At 41.9% G+C, this 15881-nt stretch carries 21 protein-coding genes; 18 read left to right on the top strand and 3 right to left on the bottom strand.

The window, feature by feature from the left end:
- Positions 1-8 precede the first annotated feature (8 nt).
- Positions 9-305: a PilZ domain-containing protein gene (locus ABWV45_RS10625; RefSeq protein ID WP_353351443.1), complete on the bottom strand. Its 297-nt coding sequence runs from the start codon at positions 303-305 to the stop codon at positions 9-11.
- A 227-nt stretch (positions 306-532) separates the two neighbouring features.
- Here ABWV45_RS10625 and ABWV45_RS10630 point away from each other — a divergent pair, with 227 nt between their 5' ends.
- From ABWV45_RS10630 to ABWV45_RS10670, 9 genes are all read left to right on the top strand, one after another.
- Complete coding sequence (locus ABWV45_RS10630; RefSeq protein ID WP_353351445.1) at positions 533-1714, top strand: response regulator; 1182 nt, start codon at positions 533-535, stop codon at positions 1712-1714.
- 2 nt (positions 1715-1716) lie between these two features.
- Positions 1717-2199, top strand: coding sequence for an STAS domain-containing protein (locus tag ABWV45_RS10635; RefSeq protein ID WP_353351447.1), 483 nt, complete (start codon positions 1717-1719; stop codon positions 2197-2199).
- A gap of 8 nt (positions 2200-2207) precedes the next feature.
- Positions 2208-3245: an NAD(P)H-dependent glycerol-3-phosphate dehydrogenase gene (locus ABWV45_RS10640; RefSeq protein WP_353351449.1), complete on the top strand. Its 1038-nt coding sequence runs from the start codon at positions 2208-2210 to the stop codon at positions 3243-3245.
- Between the two features lie 4 nt (positions 3246-3249).
- On the top strand, positions 3250-3621 hold the full coding sequence (locus ABWV45_RS10645) for a DUF4389 domain-containing protein (protein WP_353351451.1): 372 nt from the start codon (positions 3250-3252) through the stop codon (positions 3619-3621).
- The gene (gene sixA / locus ABWV45_RS10650) at positions 3614-4078 is read left to right on the top strand and encodes a phosphohistidine phosphatase SixA (RefSeq protein ID WP_353351453.1); all 465 of its coding nucleotides are present in this window, start codon (positions 3614-3616) and stop codon (positions 4076-4078) included. Before ABWV45_RS10645 ends, sixA begins: the two co-directional genes overlap by 8 nt.
- Positions 4042-4926, top strand: coding sequence for a TraB/GumN family protein (locus tag ABWV45_RS10655; RefSeq protein WP_353351455.1), 885 nt, complete (start codon positions 4042-4044; stop codon positions 4924-4926). The genes sixA and ABWV45_RS10655 overlap by 37 nt, the downstream gene beginning before the upstream one ends.
- Positions 4917-5705 (top strand): alpha/beta fold hydrolase, encoded by a 789-nt coding sequence (locus ABWV45_RS10660; RefSeq protein WP_353351457.1) that lies wholly within the window; start codon positions 4917-4919, stop codon positions 5703-5705. Before ABWV45_RS10655 ends, ABWV45_RS10660 begins: the two co-directional genes overlap by 10 nt.
- The gene (locus ABWV45_RS10665; RefSeq protein WP_353351459.1) at positions 5702-6556 is read left to right on the top strand and encodes an alpha/beta fold hydrolase; all 855 of its coding nucleotides are present in this window, start codon (positions 5702-5704) and stop codon (positions 6554-6556) included. The genes ABWV45_RS10660 and ABWV45_RS10665 overlap by 4 nt, the downstream gene beginning before the upstream one ends.
- Positions 6557-6644: 88 nt before the next feature.
- Positions 6645-7100 carry an acyl-CoA thioesterase gene (locus ABWV45_RS10670; protein WP_353351461.1) on the top strand — a complete coding sequence of 152 codons (456 nt, stop codon included), beginning with the start codon at positions 6645-6647 and terminating at the stop codon, positions 7098-7100.
- Here ABWV45_RS10670 and ABWV45_RS10675 read toward each other — a convergent pair whose 3' ends face one another.
- Positions 7101-7706: an RluA family pseudouridine synthase gene (locus ABWV45_RS10675; protein ID WP_353351463.1), complete on the bottom strand. Its 606-nt coding sequence runs from the start codon at positions 7704-7706 to the stop codon at positions 7101-7103. It abuts the gene before it with no gap.
- 8 nt (positions 7707-7714) lie between these two features.
- Here ABWV45_RS10675 and ABWV45_RS10680 point away from each other — a divergent pair, with 8 nt between their 5' ends.
- The 4 genes from ABWV45_RS10680 to ABWV45_RS10695 all read left to right on the top strand — a co-directional run bounded on the left by ABWV45_RS10680 (position 7715) and on the right by ABWV45_RS10695 (position 11134).
- Positions 7715-8329 (top strand): tRNA-uridine aminocarboxypropyltransferase, encoded by a 615-nt coding sequence (locus ABWV45_RS10680; RefSeq protein ID WP_353351465.1) that lies wholly within the window; start codon positions 7715-7717, stop codon positions 8327-8329.
- Between the two features lie 77 nt (positions 8330-8406).
- A complete protein-coding gene (locus ABWV45_RS10685; RefSeq protein ID WP_353351466.1) occupies positions 8407-9327 on the top strand; it encodes a recombination-associated protein RdgC in 921 nt (306 codons plus the stop codon).
- Between the two features lie 273 nt (positions 9328-9600).
- On the top strand, positions 9601-10197 hold the full coding sequence (rrtA, locus tag ABWV45_RS10690) for a rhombosortase (protein WP_353351468.1): 597 nt from the start codon (positions 9601-9603) through the stop codon (positions 10195-10197).
- 52 nt (positions 10198-10249) lie between these two features.
- Positions 10250-11134 (top strand): hypothetical protein, encoded by an 885-nt coding sequence (locus tag ABWV45_RS10695; RefSeq protein WP_353351470.1) that lies wholly within the window; start codon positions 10250-10252, stop codon positions 11132-11134.
- Here ABWV45_RS10695 and ABWV45_RS10700 read toward each other — a convergent pair.
- A complete protein-coding gene (locus tag ABWV45_RS10700; protein WP_353351472.1) occupies positions 11118-12029 on the bottom strand; it encodes a DUF1853 family protein in 912 nt (303 codons plus the stop codon). The two genes, ABWV45_RS10695 and ABWV45_RS10700, sit on opposite strands and share 17 nt — an antisense overlap.
- A gap of 80 nt (positions 12030-12109) precedes the next feature.
- Here ABWV45_RS10700 and ABWV45_RS10705 point away from each other — a divergent pair, with 80 nt between their 5' ends.
- The 5 genes from ABWV45_RS10705 to ABWV45_RS10725 are packed head-to-tail and all read left to right on the top strand — an operon-like array spanning position 12110 to position 15878.
- Positions 12110-12994, top strand: coding sequence for an NAD(+) kinase (locus tag ABWV45_RS10705; RefSeq protein ID WP_353351474.1), 885 nt, complete (start codon positions 12110-12112; stop codon positions 12992-12994).
- A gap of 1 nt (position 12995) precedes the next feature.
- Positions 12996-13961, top strand: a complete 966-nt coding sequence (locus ABWV45_RS10710; RefSeq protein WP_353351476.1) for a metallophosphoesterase — start codon at positions 12996-12998, stop codon at positions 13959-13961.
- Positions 13939-14778 carry a rhomboid family intramembrane serine protease gene (locus tag ABWV45_RS10715; RefSeq protein WP_353351478.1) on the top strand — a complete coding sequence of 280 codons (840 nt, stop codon included), beginning with the start codon at positions 13939-13941 and terminating at the stop codon, positions 14776-14778. The genes ABWV45_RS10710 and ABWV45_RS10715 overlap by 23 nt, the downstream gene beginning before the upstream one ends.
- Complete coding sequence (locus ABWV45_RS10720; RefSeq protein ID WP_353351480.1) at positions 14768-15028, top strand: YeaC family protein; 261 nt, start codon at positions 14768-14770, stop codon at positions 15026-15028. The genes ABWV45_RS10715 and ABWV45_RS10720 overlap by 11 nt, the downstream gene beginning before the upstream one ends.
- Positions 15029-15053: 25 nt before the next feature.
- Entirely contained in the window at positions 15054-15878 is an 825-nt protein-coding gene (locus tag ABWV45_RS10725) for a DUF2797 domain-containing protein (protein WP_353351482.1), read from the top strand.
- Positions 15879-15881 lie beyond the last annotated feature (3 nt).

Consider the following 15881-nt stretch of genomic DNA (forward strand, 5'->3'; position numbering starts at 1 on the left):
CATATCCATTAGCCTAAAAGCTCAATGATTTCGGCGCCATAATAGAATGTGCTTGTTTCTTCCATAATGCGATTAATTCGAATTCTGGCATTTAGTGGCGCAAATTGATTTTGATACGAAGGCAAAAAAGCATTGGCTTCATCGCCAATGCTAAGCTGCTCTTTTGTTTCAATGCACATGCCTGTGCCACTTAAATCAACACATATACATTCAAATGTACGACTATCCATCGTTAGAGTCAGAGGTGACTCAACTCGCATGCGGATAAAGTCGCGTTTTTCGTCATAGGCATTGGCTAGGCTCATTATTTTTAGTCCTTAAAACTTACGCAATAGCTGACTAACAGTGTCAAACTTTGGTTGTTTTTACAATTGTATAATAAGTATGCAAAAGTTATGACAAGTCTCGCAATAATTACTGAGATCTAATCAAAAAACACATGCCTTTCTTGGTTCCTTGGTGTACCTTGTTAACAATGAGTTAGCCATGTAAGGTGGCTACAGCCCTAACAATAACAAGTCTGCAGGCATCCATGAGTGTGGTAAGTGGTCGAGTTTTAGTCATTGATGACGAAGCCATTGTCCGAGAAAGCATCGTTGCTTATTTAGAGGACAGTGGGTTTGATGTAATAGAGGCCGAAAATGGTCAAGAAGGCGTAGCTTGCTTTAATAGCCAGTTGCCGGATATCGTGCTTTGCGATCTTCGTATGCCAAGCATGGATGGCTTAGCCGTCTTAAAGAAAATCAATAAAACTAACCCAAATACTCCCTTTATTGTGGTGTCAGGTGCTGGTGTCATGGCCGACGTGGTGCAGGCTCTTCGCCTTGGTGCCAGTGATTATCTCATTAAACCTATTTTAGATATGGAAGTGCTTGAGCACAGTATTTTGCGCAACCTAAAATCCATGCGATTGGCTGAGCAAAACAGCGCTTATCGCCTCCAACTTGAAAATAATAATCGTGAATTAGAATCTCGACTGGAAGAGCTTCGCTTAGATCAGCAAGCAGGCCGAGAAGTACAAAAACGCATGCTGCCAGATAATCAGGCACAAATGAGCGGTATCGAATTTCACTATCACATTATCCCAAGCCTGTATTTGAGTGGAGATTTTGTCGACTACTTTCCAATTAGTGGTGACAAAATGGTTTTTTACGTGGCTGATGTAAGTGGCCACGGAGCATCATCGGCGTTCATAACCGTTTTATTAAAGAATTTAACAAATCGCTTGAGACGAAACCTAAAGCGTCAATCAACTGATGACTTGTTGACACCTCACAAAGTGATTCAGCGAGTTAATAAAGAACTAGTTGATGCTCAGTTAGGAAAGCACGTGAGCTTATTCTGGGGTATGATTGATTTGCCATCGTCTACACTTTCTTATAGTGTGGCAGGCCAATTTCCAATGCCCATTTTAAATAATGAAAATGGGGCTAATTATTTGGAGGGGCGGTCGCAGCCTGCTGGGCTTTTTGCCGCAGCTAAATACGATACTTACGAAGTAACATTAGGCCACACTTTTGAGTTAGTCGCTGTTTCTGACGGAATACTTGAAGTGATGCCACAAGAGCGTTTATCTGACAAAGAAGCATGCTTGCTCGACTGGGTGAGAAATGGTCAGTTAACCGTCGAAAACTTGGAATCCTTACTTAATATAGATACCAGTAATGAGATACCAGATGACATTACATTGCTAACCTTGTCCAGGACCGAATGACCATGAATACGGGAAAAATTCTCGTTGCTCAAAGCCAGGGTATATACATCATAAAGTTTGTCGGTGATGTGCGCTTGAATTTATGTGGCACACTTGATCAATACACCGATGAGATGTTTGAAAGTGAAAAATTCAAAACGGTGATTATCGATTTAACTGAAACCCAGTGTATTGATAGCACCTCCTTAGGCCAACTTGCAAAGATATCCATACTTTACAAAGAAAAATACGGCCAATTACCCACTATCATCTCTACTCAAGATGATATTAATCGAATCTTATTAAGCATGGGGTTTGATCAGGTATTTTACATCGTACATGAGCTGGTATCCCAAGTGGAATACCTCGATGAATTACCACTTAAATCCGTTGACGAAGACGAAATGAAAAAACGCGTGTTAGAAGCTCATAAATTACTTATGAATATGAACGATAATAACCGCGAAGCATTTCAGGATTTAGTGAACAGCCTAGAAGACAAATAAACTATCATATGACTGCTCAAACAGACACAGTGCAAAAAGCCACCGTACTTGGCGGTGGTAGCTTTGGTACTGCCATCGCCAATATTCTAGCTGAAAATGGCTTTCAAGTGGGTATGTGGATGCGCAATCCTCAAACCTTAAAAAATATAAACGAAGAACGCGAGAATAAACAATACTTACCTGGGTTAAAGCTTAATTCAGCAATTACAGCTACTGATGATATTCAAGCAGCCATTAGTGGAAGTGACGTGGTATTTTATGCGATTCCGAGTAAATCATTTCGTGAAATAGTTGAACGTACTACTGGTTTGATTGAAAAAGATCAAATTTTAATTAGCACCACAAAAGGGATTGAACCAGAAGGGTTTAATCTTATGAGTGATATTCTAAAAGGGGTCTTTCCTGTTAACCCTGTGGGTGTCATTAGTGGGCCAAATCTAGCCAAAGAAATTGCTCAAGGGCAATTGGCTGCCACGGTTATTGCTAGTAAAGATAAGAGAGTGCGTGACTTTATTCAGCAAAGTTTAAGCTGTAAATTTTTCCGTATCTACGTAAATGCAGATATGTATGGTGTAGAGCTAGGTGGCGCCCTTAAAAACATATATGCCATTATTACCGGAATGGCGGCGGCCCTAGGTTATGGTGAAAACACTAAAGCCATGTTAATTACTCGCAGCCTAGCTGAAATGAGTCGCTTTGCCGTTTCACAAGGGGCAAATCCTATGACATTTTTAGGATTGGCGGGAGTTGGCGATTTAGTCGCAACCTGTGTATCACCTTTGAGTCGAAATTACCGAATAGGCTATGCTATTGGTAAAGGCGAAAGCCTAGAAGAGGCCACGCAGGCCCTAGGTGAAGTAGCTGAAGGAATCAATACATTGCGTTACGTACGCAATCAAGCCAATGAACTAGGCATATACATGCCACTGGTTAATGCGCTTTATGCTGTGTTATTTGAAGGTGTTAGAGTTGAAGAAGTGGCTGTTGCGCTAATGACCGGCGATCACAATACAGACGTGGAATTTTCATTACCTCGAGGAGCCTAAGCAAATGGATAATCAATGGAAAGACAGTATTAAATCTGAGTCTTTTTGGCTGCGTAGCGTATTTATGGTGTTGTTTTTTGTAGTTTACCGCATCGTAGATATTTTGGTTTTATTAGTGGCCATTAGCCAGTGGTTATATGTGCTACTTAGCGGTGATGCTAATCAGGGGCTTAGGAAGTTTGCCAATGGTCTAAGCTTATATGTAGCGCAGATTATCAATTACCTAAGTTACAATACAGAAGAGAAACCCTACCCATTTAGTGATTGGCCAGAGAAAGTGGCTCCGGTTAAAACCTCTCGACGTAAAACCACGCGTAAAGTGGTGAAAAAAACCTCCGCTAAAGCAGAAAAGCCTGAAGACCAAGGTGATGCATAAACTTTGGATTATGCGCCATGGGCAAGCTAAATCCATGGCGCCTACTGATCAACAGCGGCCTTTGACCAATACTGGCCGCCAGCAAGCAAAAATCAATTTTCAGCATTTATCTCAACAGGCTTTTACCCATGTTTTTGTTAGCCCGTATTTGCGTGCTCAGCAAACGTTTGACGAATTGAAATCTCAAGGCCTTATTTATGGCAGTTGTAAAACAGTTGATTGGGTAACCCCTGATGTAGACACCCAGCCAGCCTTAGATGAACTATTAACTCTAAAAGGTGATGATTTAAATATATTAATTGTATGTCATCAAACCTTTGCTGGGCGATTAGCTACCCACTTATGTGATGGCCATACTCGTGGTAGGCATGTGGATACTGCTGCTATTGTTGCAATTGAAGCTGAGGTGTTTGCAAGCCAATGCGGAACATTTATCAATATTTTATCTTCCTATTAATTTCTGTTTATACAGGCATTTCTCTGGCAGATGTGGGGCCGGGTTTACTCTGGCGTATCCATAAGCCCCAACAACCACCTTCCTTTTTATTTGGCACCATTCACATAGACGATAAGCGTGTTAAAAAATTAAATGCTGAAGTCACGCAAAGATTTAGTGAAGCTAAAACCTTGTGTTTAGAAATTTTACCTGACCGTGAAATGCAAGTAGGTATAGGCCGCGCCATGCTATTGCCGGATGGACAGTTTTTAGATGAAATATTGGGAGAGTCATTATTTAATCGTTTAAGCCTATCATTGAATAAACTAGGTATTTCACCCTTGGAGGCTGCTCACCTTAAGCCTTGGGCCGCTATGGTGGTGTTGAGTCGTCCAGAAAGCCATGGTGGCTATGCATTGGACGAACAACTCTATCACTGGGGGATACATCAATATAAAAAGCTCTGTGCGCTCGAAACCTTACAAGAACAGCTATCGGTATTTGATAATTTAAGTACCTCTGATCAGATTACCTTACTAACAGATTCAATGGATTTTTTACCTGTTGTACAAGAACTTAACGAGAAGTTGGTACAAGCGTATTTAAGTGGGAATTTGGATGAAATCTACCGCCGAAGCATGGAGCTACAAAGCAAAGATGATGCACTGACTCAGCGTCTTATGTATGCACTGATTGATCAGCGTAATCATAAAATGATGGAGCGCATATTACCTCAGTTGAGTAATGGAAGAGTGTTTATCGCTGTAGGCGCTTTACACCTACCGGGGAAAAATGGCCTAATTAATTTATTGCGACAACAAGGTTACGCAGTGACACCACCCAGTTTGAAAGTGAGTCCATGGGAATGAGTACCGAACATTTACATTTTTGTCATGCCAATGGCTTTCCTGCAAAAAGCTACAACGTCATGTTAGAGGCATTGTCAAAGCGACACTCTGTGGCGTATTTAGATATGTATGGTCATCAACAAGCGTATCCAGTTACAGACCACTGGTCTTATTTAGTTGATGAACTCATCGAGCAAATTGAGCAGTCACATAACCAACCAGTGGTGGCTATTGGTCATAGTTTAGGTGGTGGGTTAATTTATTTAGCTGCAAGACAGCGCCCAGAGCTATTTAAACACTTAATTCTATTAGACCCTGCGTTAATTGATAATATGACTTCTAAATTGGTTGGGCTAGCTAAGCGTTTCAATTTTATTGATAAGATCACCCCAGCAGGGCGCACCTCAGGGCGATTAGAAACCTTTGATAGTCATGATCATGCAATGGATTATTTTTCAGGTAAAAGCTTGTTCAAACAAGCGGACCCAAGATGCCTTAAGGATTACGTAATACACGGTACGGTTCAAGCTCATGACGGTGTTCATCTAAGATACAGCGCCGAAACAGAGCTAGCCATTTACCGAACTATCCCCCATACCATTAAACACGTAAAAGATTTACAGGCAGTACCGGGCACGTTTTTATATGGAGAACACAGCAATGTGGTACGCCCAGGAATCATTAAAGCCATGAATAAAATGGGGTTTGAAACCCATAAAATGCAAGGTGGACACTTATTTCCCTTAGAATTTCCTGAGCAAACGGCAAGTAAAATAAACGAAATTATTGAGTCCTTATGACACCTAATCCCATTGATATAAAAATTAAAGGCATTGAAATTCACGGCTTACAATGGGGTAATCCAGATGGGCCGAAAGTCTTAGCGTTACATGGATGGCTCGATAATGCTGAAACCTTTTCCAGCTTAGCGCCAGCACTTACTCAGTGCAATGTCATTGCTGTGGATTTACCCGGTCATGGATTAAGTGGTCATTGGCCTGCTCATCAGCATTACCATGTGTGGGCGGGGGTAGAAGATATCGAGCACATTTTAGATGCGCTAGGTTGGGAGCAATGTCATATTCTGGCCCACTCAATGGGTGCTGCCATGGCAACTTTATATGCGGGAACCTTTCCTGATCGTTTAATAAGCTTAACGCTAGTTGAGGCCATTGGGCCTGCATCCGGTGATACAGAAACAGCGCCAGAACGATTAGCTAAAGCTATCTTAAGCATGAAAGCGCATAACTTCGAGCAAGCTACCAAACCCAGTAGTGATATTTTTGTGCAGGCCCGTTTAAATGGCTCATTAAAACTGAAGCCTGAATCGGCTAAAAAAATTGTTGAGCGGGGCTTGTCTAAATCAGAAGAGGGTTATGCTTGGATAAACGATAAGCGGTTACGCTATTCTTCTATGATGCGTTTAACTGAAGATTTAATTGCCAGTTTCATCTCTGCCATTAAGTGCCCTGTGCTGGGGGTGTTTGCTGATGGTGGATTATTTACAGAAGAAACAATACAACAGCGTTGGCAACACCTGACTTGTGAGCATACGCTACACTGGTTCAAAGGCTCGCACCACTTGCATATTGATGGAGATATAGATGAAATATCCTGTGTGGTGTCTGAATTTATAGCTCAACATTCATAAAGCTAAATTTGCATATGACCATAAAAGCTTCTCAATGGTTGTTTAATTGGCTTTTCATAGAATAGTGATTTGTAGTAAAGGTGAGTACATGACTCTGGATGAAATAATAGAACAACGTAAATCGCTAGCCATTACTCACGTGACAAAAGCAGTCTTCCCAGATACGACAAATCACCATGACACCTTGTTTGGCGGTACCGCATTGCAATGGATGGATGAAGTGTCGTTTATTGCCGCAACACGTTTTAGTCGACAGCGCCTAGTGACAGTAAGCTCAGATAAAATTGATTTTAAGCACCCAGTGCCAGCTGGGTCAGTGGTCGAATTAATTGCTCAAGTGAGCCATGTCGGACGTACCAGTTTAAAAGTACGTGTTGATATGTATGTGGAAGGTTTGTATCAAGACGGCTGTGAGAAAGCCATCACTGGTGTATTCAGTTTTGTAGCGATTGGTGAGGATAAAAAGCCGACTCCGGTATTGCCTCAAGATTTTATCGATTTGTGTATGGCTAAAAATTCTGCGACGCCGTTAGGTGATCAATAATTAAAACGGCGCTTCACTAAAAAAGTGCAACCGTTGATTGGTGATTGGATGGTTAATGGTTAATTCCTTTGCGTGTAAGTGCAATCGCTCACTCATGTTTAAGGCGGTTTCATGAGCATAAAAATAATCTCCTATGATCGGATGCCCCATACTGGCTAAGTGTACTCGTAATTGGTGGCTGCGCCCTGTGTGCGGAATTAATATCACTCGGCTGGTACTTTGGTTTCTATCAATACACTGCCAATGGGTAAGGGAAGCTTTGCCTTCTGTGTGAACTTCTTGCCTTGGACGGTTGGGCCAGTCACAACGCAAAGGTAAATCTATATGCCCCATATCGGCGGCTAATCGACCAAATACCTGTGCTTCATATACTTTAAACGTGGTGCGAAATTGAAACTGTTTAGCTAAATGGGACAATGCCTTAGGGTTTAATGCTAAAATCATAATGCCAGAGGTGGCTTGATCTAAGCGGTGTACCACACCTAGAAACTCAAATGTTTTTTCAAGTTCAGTGGTGACACTATCATCAAGACTGCCCGGTTGAGATAACAAGCCACTGGGCTTGTTGATCACTAATATGTGTTTATCCTGATATAAAATCTGCATCGAGCAATATGCCAAGAGAACGTTGTAATCACTGTGGCCGACCACCATCAGTATGTTTATGCCCGCACTTAGTCAGTGTTCAGGCCCCGTGTCGGGTGGTGATTCTACAGCACCCATCTGAGCAAAAACAGGCTTTAGCCACGGTTCCGATTTTACAAATGTGTTTATCGCCTATTGAGGTTCTGGTAGGAGAAGACTTCTCCCAGTTGCCCATCGTAAGTGAATGCTTATCTCGGCCAGATTCGTGTCGTGTAATTTTTCCTAGTGAGCAAAGTGAGGCTTGGCAATCTGGACAACCAGTTACTGATACAGAGCACATCAAGACGTTAATATTTATAGATGGCACATGGCGTAAAGCAAAGCGTATATGGCATATGAATCCATGGCTATCACAGTTACCAAGTGTGCGTTTAGAAGGCCAAGAGGCCAGTCAGTATACCATTCGCTCAAGTCGTGTTCAGGGTAGCGTATCCACACTAGAAGCAGTGGCGCTGGCGTGTGAGCTATTAGATGGTTCAGATCAATATAGTCGGCTTATGAAGCCCTTTCAGGCCATGATTGATATGCAAATACAGAGAATGGGGCAAGCTGTTTTCTTGTCCCATTATCAAAAAGACGACTAATCCCCATTTAGGGGTACGCGCACCTTGTCTTCATTGCTTGGCTTTGTGCATAATGCGCGACCACAAAGAGGTCGTATATGCAGGTTCGTAATTTTTATTGGTATGTTTTAAACAAGCCCCTTCCAGATCGAGTTGATTTTGAAAAAAAGCTTGAGAGTAAACCGTTTGAGCCGTGCATGTCTCAACAGTTATCTTCCCAAGGCTGGGTAAGTGCGGTGAGTTCAGGCGAATTGGTATATGAAGCTCATGGCGCGCAACTTTTGATGCTTAAGCAAGAGAAACGCTTGTTGCCTGCTTCAGTGGTTAATGAATACTTACAAGTAAAAATTGAAGAGTTTGAACAGGCAGAAGGGTTTAGCCCAAGTCGTAAAATACGCCAACAATTGAAAGAAGACTTAACTCAAGCCCTGCTACCTAAGGCCTTTACAAAATCCAGCCGTACCCCTGTATTGATTTTTCCAAAGCAAGGCTGGTTAATGGTGCTATCTGGCAGTGCCAAAAGTGCTGATGATGTGACCGCTTATTTAAGGGATAGCTTAGATGGCTTACCGATCTCATTGGTAAACTCAGATAATTCCCCAAGTCATGTTATGACGAGCTGGTTAAGTAACCCATTGTCATTACCTCAAGACTGGGCTTTGGGTGAAGAAGTGGAATTACAGGATGCAGAAGGGGCGCTAGTGCGTGCACGCAATCATGATTTATTAACTGACGAACTGAATGTACATCTTGATGCGGGTAAAATCGTCAATAAATTGCACTTAATTTGGCGAGAAAACGTCAGTTTTTTATTGCAAGATGATCTTTCAATTAAACGCATAAAATTATTACTGGAACAAGAAGAGGCACCAGGGGATAGCGACTCGCAAGATGCGCGTTTCGCTCATGAGTTTGCTTTAAGTTGCAATTGGCTTATTCCATTTTGTCAGTCTCTATTGGCAGCGATGGGTGGTTTAGATAAAGCATTAGCCGCCAGTCAAAGTCGGGCATTTTCGTAAAAAATTAGACATCCAATTATTAAATTTTAATTGATACTTTGATTTGGCTATAAGCCCTCGCTTTAAGCAGACAAAACCTGTCAAAATCGCCATAGAGCGTGGCAGAGTGCTTAAAGCTTGCTAGATTTTTAGGAAGGGCAGGACAAAATAGGGTCAGGAAGTTCGATAGTCGGCACTATTTTGTTTTTGCTCTGCTTTTCGTTTTTCAATCTCCCTTCGTATTGTGTTCTAATGACAAATTGTTACAGTTTCATTTTTTCCAGATGACAATACATGTTCACTTTATTTAATCGTTACTCCCTTTCTGTATGGCCTTTGGTGTTTGCCGCATTTGTGTTGTTACTTGTTGCAAGTAATCCATGGTTAAAAAGTCTCTTAAGATATGATGAGGGTGCGATTGCTCAGGGTGAGTATTGGCGTTTATTGACTGCTCATTTTATGCACTTAGGGTGGATTCACGGGTTATTAAATGGGTTAGGTTTTTTGTTACTAGCTGCGATGAACCCAGCTGGACGAGTAATTAATTGGTTGTTGTTTTATCTTGCATCAAGCTTTTTGATCTCTATTTATATCATGTTCGAAAGCGGCACCTATTATTATGTTGGTGCATCGGGTGTATTACATGGTTTGTTTATTCTTGGGGCGTATTTTAGCCAGTCCCTTGATTTGTGGCGTCGTCACCTCCTCATGTTAATTATTATTGTGAAATTGTTTTGGGAGCAAAGTGGATATTATCAGGATACCGGTGTGAGTGCGGCCATAGGGGGGCATGTGTATGTGGATGCCCACTTAATTGGTGGCTTATGTGGGTTGGCGCTGGTTTGTGTATTTTTAGTAAAGAATCGTCTGAAATTCCCTACTTACCACTAAAGCCTTCTACACTTTTTAAGTGGCTCTGATATTTAACCACCTTGGGGAATAAATGCGTTTATTAATCATGATCATTGGGGGTTGTTTACCATTCCAGCTGTGGGCGGCCGGTGAATGGGAGTACGAGCTAGATCCCTACTACAGCAATATCGCTTATTACCAATCTTTAGATGATTCCCCCATTCCTGAGCTTGGTGAGCGTACAGAAGCTCAAGTATATTCAAATCTTTTTTTCAGTTCTTATTTGCCTCGTTTTGTCTTGGTAGAAGCCAGTGTTAACCCCATGCCCTTACTTGGGGTTATTTTAAAAAGTGATGATGCCAGTGGTATTTATGAAGACATGAATATCACACAAGAGCTTAATTTAGTGGAGGTGGTGACAGCAGGCTTTGAGGAGCCTTATGCCGTGTCTTTGTTCTTAGGCAATATGGTGAAATATCGCTCAGCAGGTCAAAGTGAATCTGAAAGTAAGGGGTTTATGGGATATTTAGCCAGTTATGGGCATTTGCATATTCGACGCAATGAACTGGTCGATGATCGCTGGGGGGAGTTTGAATGGAAGATTAAAGGTGATCGGATTACGCAAAATCGCACTTTAAGTTGGTCGTTTCGTGTAGGGGCTAAAATTCATGACAATCCATTTGTAACAGATGAATACTATGTGGCTATTAAACGTGAACGTGTGGAGGCTCATGGGGATATTTATTCGTGGGTGAAAAATGGCGGTATTGAATTTAAGTACCGTGTTAGCCAGAAATCTGGACGAGCCATTGGTCAGCAATTAATCATAGATAAAAAGGTGCCCATAAAAGGCTACGGCTGGGTATTGTCTTTGGGTTTAGGTTTTGTAAGAGAAACCACTGAAAAATATTCAGGGCCATTAAGTTTTGGTGAATCAAATACGGCTTTTGTATTGCGCCCTAGTTTGTCTTTTTGAGGGTTAGTGGTTCAGGCCAATGCTCGTGAACCACCATGTAGCGTTCCACTTCTTTGTTTTGTTGATCCAGTTTTATAAGTAGTAATGCGTAAGCATAAGCTTGCTCATTGAAATGCTCTTCAATGTTTTTTTTTACCTGTGCATTATCGTAACTATCTCGGGAATCACTTTCTGTTTTTTGATAGGGCCCTAGCCAATTTTTCTTCTCAAGGATTGACCAGCGTGAAGGGTGTTCAAGCAACTCATTGATCTGCTTAACATGCAGCCATTTTCCTGTATTAACATTGGGGTTGATACTTGGATGAAAGACATATTCTGTTTGTTTAAGTGGTGTGAATAAATATCCTTTTAATGCCAAAGCTTGGGTATAGGGTAAGTTTATATCAAGTTCTTGCAATTTTTGTGTGGTGACAGAGTTGTACAGTAAAGGAAACTGCTTGCCTGCAAGAATGCTTAGTTTTTTATCCAGCCTGTCATGGCTTTGCGGCCCAAGCCAATGGTGTAACTTTATGCCAGATTTGTGTGGCATAAGAAGGTAAAACTTCACGGCCAGTTCTAGGTGTAAGGGCACGTTCTCATGTTCAGCTAATATATCCAATTCGCCGATGGTTTGTTTTTGCTTAAATACTTGAACATGGTGCTGAAATAACCGGCACTTAGGTGCATGAGTGAAGTAATACTGCCATAAACACTCGAAATAGCTGCCCAGTAATCGAGCATTATGAGTGTTTATATAGGCATTTATTGATGATGGATTTTCATCCTGAGCTTTAAGCCATTGCAGCAGATCTGAACTAGGCTTGATGGATAAATTCGCAATGTCATAAATTTTAGCCATGGGTTCGCTAAATAAACACCATGCTAAGTGACGTACGTGTGTCGATTGGTATGCCATAGATTGCGATTCCCAGTCCATTTTTCAGTGGGTTTATGGTATAAACTCACCATAATTTATATCAAGTTTGTGGTACTCAAATGGATGAATTTCGTAATATTGGCATCATCGGCCGATTAAACAGCGCAAAAGTGGTGGAAACCATCAAACGGCTGCGTCGTTTTTTAGCGGATGAAGGTATCAATATCATTCTTGAAGAGCAAATCGCTTCTGTGATGATGGGTCATGGTTTGCAGGTTTGCAGCCCAAAGATGATGGGCGAGATCTGTGATCTTGTGATCGTTGTTGGCGGTGATGGTAGCTTATTGGGCGCAGCACGTGCGTTAGTGAAATCTAATGTTCCTATTTTAGGGGTTAACCGTGGTCGTCTTGGATTCTTAACAGACATCAGCCCTGAAAACTTAGAAGAAAAAGTAGGCCAAGTACTACAAGGTGAGTACATCACCGAGCGTCGCTTCATGCTTGAGGCAGAAGTAAAACGTAATGGTGAACCCATCGGTTACGGTGAAGCTTTGAACGATGTGATTCTTCACCCAGGTAAATCGGCGCGTATGATTGCTTTTGATTTATCGATTGAAGGGCAATTTGTTTATCACCAGCGAAGTGATGGCATGATTGTCAGCACACCAACAGGTTCTACAGCCTATTCGTTAAGTGGTGGTGGCCCGATTATGCACCCTAAATTGGATGCTGTGGCACTTGTTCCTATGTTTCCTCACACCTTGAGCAGCAGACCCATAGTAATAGACGCCAATAGTGAGGTGAAAATCACCATTAGCGAAGATATCGATGTCTACCCTCAAATCAGTTGTGATGGTCAGGTGCACATTACCGCAGCCCCTGGGGATTCCGTTACTATCCGTAAAATGGCGCATAAAGCACGCTTGATTCACCCGCTTGATCATGATTTTTATGATACTTGTCGTACCAAGTTAGGCTGGGCAACCCAGTACGGGGAAGCCTAATATGGGGGCGGTTCAGGGCTATGACCTGATCGGCGATGTTCATGGCTGTGGTGTCACCTTGTGCCACCTGCTTGAGCAGATGGGTTATCGAAAGGTCAATGGCGTCTATCAGCACCCTAAGGGGCGCGTAGTGGTCTTCATTGGTGATATCGTGGATCGTGGCCCTAATATCCGCTTAGCGTTAAGTGTTGTACGTGACATGGTAGAGCATGGTCATGCTCACATGGTAATGGGGAATCATGAATACAATGTATTAGCCTATTGTACGCCGTCAAGGTCGGGCAGTGAGCACCCGTATTTAAGGGAACATACTGCACGAAATACCTTTATTGTGGAGCAGACCATCCGTCAATTTGAGCCTTATCCGCAAGAATGGCGTGATTATCTTGATTGGTTTCTTACGCTTCCTTTGTATGCTGAATTTGAACATTTTCGGACGGTGCACGCGTGTTGGGACCATCAGTTAATTAGCGAGATGAAAGGTCGTTATCGTCGCACAACTATGGATGAAGAGTTTCTGCATGCGTCTATGGATCGGGAGTCTTTTGAAGGCCAATTGGTGGATCGCTTAACCCGTGGGACAGCATTAAAACTGCCCGATGGACGTAGTATTACTGCAAAAGATGGATTTGTAAGACATTTTTTTAGAACCAAGTTCTGGGAGAGCGAGCCAGAAGTTTACGATGACATCGTGTTTCAGCCAGATCCATTGCCAGAAGACATTGCTGAAAAACCCATTACGGCTAACGACCGAAAAGAGCTGTTGTATTACGGTCCATACGAGAAACCGTTATTCATTGGGCATTATTGGATGAAAGGCATTCCGGGGCCAATCACCCATAATATTGCCTGTCTAGACTACAGTGCTGTGAAATACGGACGTTTAGTAGCTTACAGAATGGACGATGAAAAACGCTTAGACCCAGATAAATTTTGCTGGTTGCGTGTTGAGCGTAAAGAAGATTAACCCTATGTATTTAGCTTGCCACTGTGAGGACCAATACCCCATTGAGCCACTGCTCAAAGAGTTGCAAGAGAAAGACGTAAAGTATGAAGTGCGTGAAGAGGGTGGGCAATTGTCCCTTTGGCTACAAGATCCAACTCTAACAACGGCGGTAGCACAAGCCTATGAAGCCTATAAACAAGGGTATAGAAGGCAAAAGCAACATACTTTGACTATTGAAAACATCAAGCAGTTACCTATCACTACAGGGTTGATTGTCGCTAGTTTGATGGTGGCGATGCTAACACAACTTGGGGAGCTGTTTTTAGATTGGTTTTTTATTGCACAAATCCAATATTACCCAAGATCTTGGATTCCCTATGATGGATTGAGTGTGATTTGGCACAGTATTAGCCCTATTTTTCTTCATTTTGGTGTGGAGCATTTGGTCTTTAATAGCTTGTCTTGCTGGTATTTAGGTTCCTTACTTGAACGTAAGTTGCCATTTTTTGCCTATATGGGTCTCGTCTTATTGGTGGCATTAATAAGTAATTATTGTCAGTTATGGTTGTCTGGGCCGTTATTTGGTGGGCTGTCGGGTGTCGTGTATGGCTTAATTGGTTTTGCCTTTTGTTATCAATGGCTCCTTCGTAACTTAATGGTGCCCAAAGGTTTATTTTACTTGGCCATTGGTTGGTTAGTTTTAGGGTATACACCCATATTTCAAGCGGTTGGCTTAGGCTCTATGGCCAATGCAGCTCACTTGAGTGGGTTATTGAGCGGAGCCGCTTTGTTTTTTGTGTATTTTATTTTTGTAAAAAAGAGTCACTATGGATATTGAACAATTAATCGCGTCCATGACGCCCGCTATTTATAACAATATGAAGCAAGCCCTTGAACTGGGTCGTTGGGGGGATGGACGAGCTGTAACTCCTGAGCAAAAAGAATACTCTTTAGAAGCCATGATTCGTTACGAACACCTGAATAATATCCCAGAAACAGAACGAGTGGGTTATGTGGATATGACCAATAAGCGCAAAAAGAAACCCTCTGGCGGCGATGATACTCAAACCATCAAAATCATCGAATAATAAGAATATTAAGGCTTAATGAGTAATGAAGTACCAAGGTCATTTATCAAAAATGCACATTTCGGCTGATGGGGAAGTAGCTCAATATTCCATCAAGCTTGATGAACAGTTGATTCCTATTAATGAAATGCTCGGTCAGCCGATAACTATAGAATACCTTGGTGATATTCACTGCCAAGCTTGTGGGCGAGTCAGTAAAAAAAGTTTCGCTCAAGGGTATTGCTACCCTTGTTTTTCACGCTTAGCGCAATGTGATACTTGTATCATGAGCCCAGAAAAGTGTCATTATGACAAAGGCACATGCCGCGAGCCCAAATGGGGTGAAGAATTTTGTATGCAAGATCATATTGTGTATCTTGCTAATTCTTCCGGTATTAAGGTAGGTATTACTCGTCATAGCCAAATTCCAACTCGATGGTTGGATCAAGGGGCAATGCAGGCGTTACCTATTGCGCGAGTAGAAACCCGACAGCTGTCTGGTTTATTGGAAGTAATTTTTAAACAGCATGTTGCAGATAAAACCAATTGGCGGACACTGCTTAAACAAGATGCAGAAGATTTAAATCTCTCGCAAAAAAGAGACGAGTTGTTCGAAATGTGCCATGAAGAAATTGAAGAGCTACAGTCTCATTATGGCTTACAAGCGGTGCAATTACTTTATGATGGCGAGCAGCACAATTTTGCTTATCCGGTTGAGCAGTATCCAACTAAAGTGGCGAGTTTGAATCTTGATAAAAATCCCATTGCCCAAGGTAAGTTAATGGGTATTAAAGGGCAGTATTTGATTTTGGACACTGGGGTAATTAATTTACGTAAATATACCTCTTATTTAGTTAGCATTGAATGTTAATGG

The sequence above is a fragment of the Oceaniserpentilla sp. 4NH20-0058 genome (assembly GCF_040371755.1).
Lineage (GTDB): Bacteria > Pseudomonadota > Gammaproteobacteria > Pseudomonadales > Oceanobacteraceae > Bermanella.

Bases quoted from the DNA above. Each gene is read 5' to 3' on its own strand.
- ABWV45_RS10625 (WP_353351443.1), bottom strand. From the start codon at position 305: ATGAGCCTAGCCAATGCCTATGACGAAAAACGCGACTTTATCCGCATG.
- ABWV45_RS10630 (WP_353351445.1), top strand. From the start codon at position 533: ATGAGTGTGGTAAGTGGTCGAGTTTTAGTCATTGATGACGAAGCCATT.
- ABWV45_RS10635 (WP_353351447.1), top strand. From the start codon at position 1,717: ATGAATACGGGAAAAATTCTCGTTGCTCAAAGCCAGGGTATATACATC.
- ABWV45_RS10640 (WP_353351449.1), top strand. From the start codon at position 2,208: ATGACTGCTCAAACAGACACAGTGCAAAAAGCCACCGTACTTGGCGGT.
- ABWV45_RS10645 (WP_353351451.1), top strand. From the start codon at position 3,250: ATGGATAATCAATGGAAAGACAGTATTAAATCTGAGTCTTTTTGGCTG.
- sixA (WP_353351453.1), top strand. From the start codon at position 3,614: ATGCATAAACTTTGGATTATGCGCCATGGGCAAGCTAAATCCATGGCG.
- ABWV45_RS10655 (WP_353351455.1), top strand. From the start codon at position 4,042: ATGCGGAACATTTATCAATATTTTATCTTCCTATTAATTTCTGTTTAT.
- ABWV45_RS10660 (WP_353351457.1), top strand. From the start codon at position 4,917: ATGGGAATGAGTACCGAACATTTACATTTTTGTCATGCCAATGGCTTT.
- ABWV45_RS10665 (WP_353351459.1), top strand. From the start codon at position 5,702: ATGACACCTAATCCCATTGATATAAAAATTAAAGGCATTGAAATTCAC.
- ABWV45_RS10670 (WP_353351461.1), top strand. From the start codon at position 6,645: ATGACTCTGGATGAAATAATAGAACAACGTAAATCGCTAGCCATTACT.
- ABWV45_RS10675 (WP_353351463.1), bottom strand. From the start codon at position 7,706: ATGCAGATTTTATATCAGGATAAACACATATTAGTGATCAACAAGCCC.
- ABWV45_RS10680 (WP_353351465.1), top strand. From the start codon at position 7,715: ATGCCAAGAGAACGTTGTAATCACTGTGGCCGACCACCATCAGTATGT.
- ABWV45_RS10685 (WP_353351466.1), top strand. From the start codon at position 8,407: ATGCAGGTTCGTAATTTTTATTGGTATGTTTTAAACAAGCCCCTTCCA.
- rrtA (WP_353351468.1), top strand. From the start codon at position 9,601: ATGTTCACTTTATTTAATCGTTACTCCCTTTCTGTATGGCCTTTGGTG.
- ABWV45_RS10695 (WP_353351470.1), top strand. From the start codon at position 10,250: ATGCGTTTATTAATCATGATCATTGGGGGTTGTTTACCATTCCAGCTG.
- ABWV45_RS10700 (WP_353351472.1), bottom strand. From the start codon at position 12,029: ATGGCATACCAATCGACACACGTACGTCACTTAGCATGGTGTTTATTT.
- ABWV45_RS10705 (WP_353351474.1), top strand. From the start codon at position 12,110: ATGGATGAATTTCGTAATATTGGCATCATCGGCCGATTAAACAGCGCA.
- ABWV45_RS10710 (WP_353351476.1), top strand. From the start codon at position 12,996: ATGGGGGCGGTTCAGGGCTATGACCTGATCGGCGATGTTCATGGCTGT.
- ABWV45_RS10720 (WP_353351480.1), top strand. From the start codon at position 14,768: ATGGATATTGAACAATTAATCGCGTCCATGACGCCCGCTATTTATAAC.
- ABWV45_RS10725 (WP_353351482.1), top strand. From the start codon at position 15,054: ATGAAGTACCAAGGTCATTTATCAAAAATGCACATTTCGGCTGATGGG.